Source organism: Terrimonas pollutisoli (genome assembly GCF_029360765.1).
Lineage (GTDB): Bacteria > Bacteroidota > Bacteroidia > Chitinophagales > Chitinophagaceae > Terrimonas_B > Terrimonas_B pollutisoli.
On sequence record NZ_JARKNA010000049.1, the window covers coordinates 1 to 2599 of the forward strand.

Below are 2599 nucleotides of genomic sequence, written 5' to 3' on the forward strand. Positions count from 1 at the left end.
CTGTTTCTTAATCGCAGCCACTATCTGGCTTTCGGTAAATCGCTTTTTCATGTATTAAAATTTAAAGTTAACATCTTCAGCCTTTGTTAACTCTAACTACATGGCCGAACTTTGGGGGAGCTTACAGAAGCATACGTTACCTAATAAATATCCATCTCCAACTTTACTAATGAGGGATCTGTTTCATTCAGAATAATATCATATCCTATTTGACCATCCTGCTCTGTAAATTAAAAATCATGGTTGGATAAGCAAGCTGCAGCCCGGCTTTAATTTCAGCTTCGTAAAGACAAAAGCCCGTCAGGGGATGAATGGCTAAAGAAGTAGGCACTTCATCGGCTATCATTGGTCGCAATGAACGTAATGAGATTACTCCCTCTATGGATGTGACTGCAAAGATTGCTGATGCTCTTGATGTGTCCTTGGATTTATTTGGTGGGTACTTCTTTTTTTGTGGTGAAGGATAAAAAAATGCTCCATCGTTTGGAGCTATTAGAAAAAATTGATGACGATAACAGGGAAACAATTTTAAAAGTAGTAGATAACTATCTTACCACTGCTGAACTGCAAACAACAAGTAAAAGCTAAAGCATAAAGTATAATTCGATAAACAAGAAAGCCGCAACGATGCGACTTTCTTGTTTATGATTTAGATGCCGCTCTTTTTGCAACGTAAGGAAGTAGCGCTCTTAGTAAATAATTGAGAAGCTTCTTATTTAAAGGTATTTTCTGTCCTTTATTTAAATCCACATTGTTTTGAACAGGGATATTAAACTCACAAATTTTATTTACGCCATCCTTCATCAAAAAATACATATAGTTTGCATGAGAAGGAACATCTTGATTTCCTGTATATACAAATTGTTGAGAACAGGCTTTTTTACGGAACCAAAAGCTGCTCAATGGCTTCTGATTTAAGTCTATTTGTTGAGTTTCTCTGAAGCTAAACTCCTTTTGTTGAGTTGTGTAATTGAACTTCTCTGATAAAAAATTTAGATTGTAGACATTAGCAGAATCATAAATAAATAACAATTCATCACCTATTGCAAAAATCAAATACCTCGTATGCCCTTCTTTTGTACTTAAAATCCAATCTGCCAATTTTTGGGAACGCTCAATATTTAAAGAATCAATTTTTGACAATTCTATCTTTTGAGCTTTAAGATTGGAAGATAGGGAAGCTAAGAAAAAGGTTATATAAATTAACTGCTTCATAGTATTAATATCCGGGTAATTTACTTGTGTTTTCAACTTTTACTCTGGTTCCATGGTCTGTACCATCTCTTTGTATGCCTCCCTGTCCCATTACTCTTAATATGAGATTTTCTAATCTAATTGCATCTTGTTGTTGATTAGCATCTCCTCTTCCTAAAGCAAGAGAGCGCCCATGCCCAAAAACTTCGTGACCTGTCGTTCCTTCCCGACCCAATGGGCATGGAAGATATTGAAGCACTACCGCAGGAAGAAAAAGAAAAAGTGTACTACTTCATTGATATGGCTCTCTCTCATCATAAAGCAAAAAAAGCTTTCGCTAAGTAAAACAAAAGCCGCAGTGATGCGGCTTTGCTGTTTTATTTTCTAACAACCTTTGATTTTTTATACCGCCAAACAGTATACATTCTGCCGTAATTATTTTCAAGATAATATACTATCTGGACTTTCTTCCACCGTTTAACTGTCGTAAATTTCTTTTTGTCAAAAGGTTTTTTATCTACTCCTACAGTCCATCTGGGATACAAATTATTTACAGAAACAGGGATTGAATCAAACTGCAAAACATATTTGTCAATATAAAAAATAACTGTAGCATTTTTTTTAAAAACTAAAGCAGGTATAATAACCGTGCTATCATCAATGTTTGCGGTAAGTGTGTCATGGGTATAAATAAATTTTACTGTAGCATTCTTATAAGCTATTCGTTTTCCATCTACTTCAAAGTCTATGTTGATAGTATTATTTTGGGCAAAGGAATAGCCGCTTAAAAATAAAGAGTATATAAAAATTATTGCTGTTCTCATTTTTTTGGTATTCCAATTGATAAAAATTGTTTTAAAGGAAATGTTGCTACAGGTGCAGTAGAGTTACTTTTGTTCAGGACATACACTGTACCACTACTTGGGCTTAGGACATAAGAGTTGCCTCTATAACCACTTGCTTCATTATAATCAACTCCGGCGGTTGGCGTAGGTACAAAGCTGCCGCTTTTTCCTCCTATTGTATTAGAGCCGGGTGTTCTTGTTCCCGAAGGATGCACATGGAAAGATCCTTCTGGCCTTGGTAATAAATCTGCTTGTGAAGGGTCTGCTGCTTCACCCGGAACTACTGTAGCTTGTGCATCGTTCAATGGGTCTGACTTTGCACCTGGCTTTGCATGAACAACAGCTTCTGTGCCATCCTTAGTTGGCCCATAAACACCACCTTCTTCATGAAAGCCTCCCTCATCATCGTCTCCTTTAAATTCATCTTTACGATGTAAGCCTCCGGCGAAGTACATCTTTTCCTGTTTTTTTCAGCGATTTAATTTAGTGGCAAAAAGCGATGGAAGTTTTATCAGCAGTTAAACGTCGTCAGTTCCGCAGGCGGTCAGAGATATTGGATC

At 36.5% G+C, this 2599-nt stretch carries 4 protein-coding genes; 1 reads left to right on the plus strand and 3 read right to left on the minus strand.

Going from position 1 to position 2599, the window contains the following annotated elements; genetic code table 11:
• The first annotated feature begins 311 nt into the window (after positions 1 to 311).
• Positions 312 to 467: a helix-turn-helix domain-containing protein gene (locus P2W73_RS26245; RefSeq protein ID WP_276505076.1), complete on the plus strand. Its 156-nt coding sequence runs from the start codon at positions 312 to 314 to the stop codon at positions 465 to 467.
• A gap of 175 nt (positions 468 to 642) precedes the next feature.
• On the opposite strand, the gene P2W73_RS26250 is transcribed toward P2W73_RS26245, so the two are convergent.
• From P2W73_RS26250 to P2W73_RS26260, 3 genes are all read right to left on the minus strand, one after another.
• On the minus strand, positions 643 to 1215 hold the full coding sequence (locus P2W73_RS26250) for a hypothetical protein (protein WP_276505077.1): 573 nt from the start codon (positions 1213 to 1215) through the stop codon (positions 643 to 645).
• A 356-nt stretch (positions 1216 to 1571) separates the two neighbouring features.
• On the minus strand, positions 1572 to 2018 hold the full coding sequence (locus P2W73_RS26255) for a hypothetical protein (protein WP_276505078.1): 447 nt from the start codon (positions 2016 to 2018) through the stop codon (positions 1572 to 1574).
• Positions 2015 to 2494 carry a hypothetical protein gene (locus P2W73_RS26260; RefSeq protein ID WP_276505079.1) on the minus strand — a complete coding sequence of 160 codons (480 nt, stop codon included), beginning with the start codon at positions 2492 to 2494 and terminating at the stop codon, positions 2015 to 2017. Before P2W73_RS26260 ends, P2W73_RS26255 begins: the two co-directional genes overlap by 4 nt.
• Positions 2495 to 2599: the final 105 nt, after the last annotated feature.

Excerpts from the sequence above, each read along its gene's own strand:
- P2W73_RS26255 (WP_276505078.1), bottom strand. The coding sequence starts at position 2,018 with ATGAGAACAGCAATAATTTTTATATACTCTTTATTTTTAAGCGGCTAT.
- P2W73_RS26260 (WP_276505079.1), bottom strand. The coding sequence starts at position 2,494 with ATGTACTTCGCCGGAGGCTTACATCGTAAAGATGAATTTAAAGGAGAC.
- P2W73_RS26250 (WP_276505077.1), bottom strand. The coding sequence starts at position 1,215 with ATGAAGCAGTTAATTTATATAACCTTTTTCTTAGCTTCCCTATCTTCC.
- P2W73_RS26245 (WP_276505076.1), top strand. The coding sequence starts at position 312 with ATGGCTAAAGAAGTAGGCACTTCATCGGCTATCATTGGTCGCAATGAA.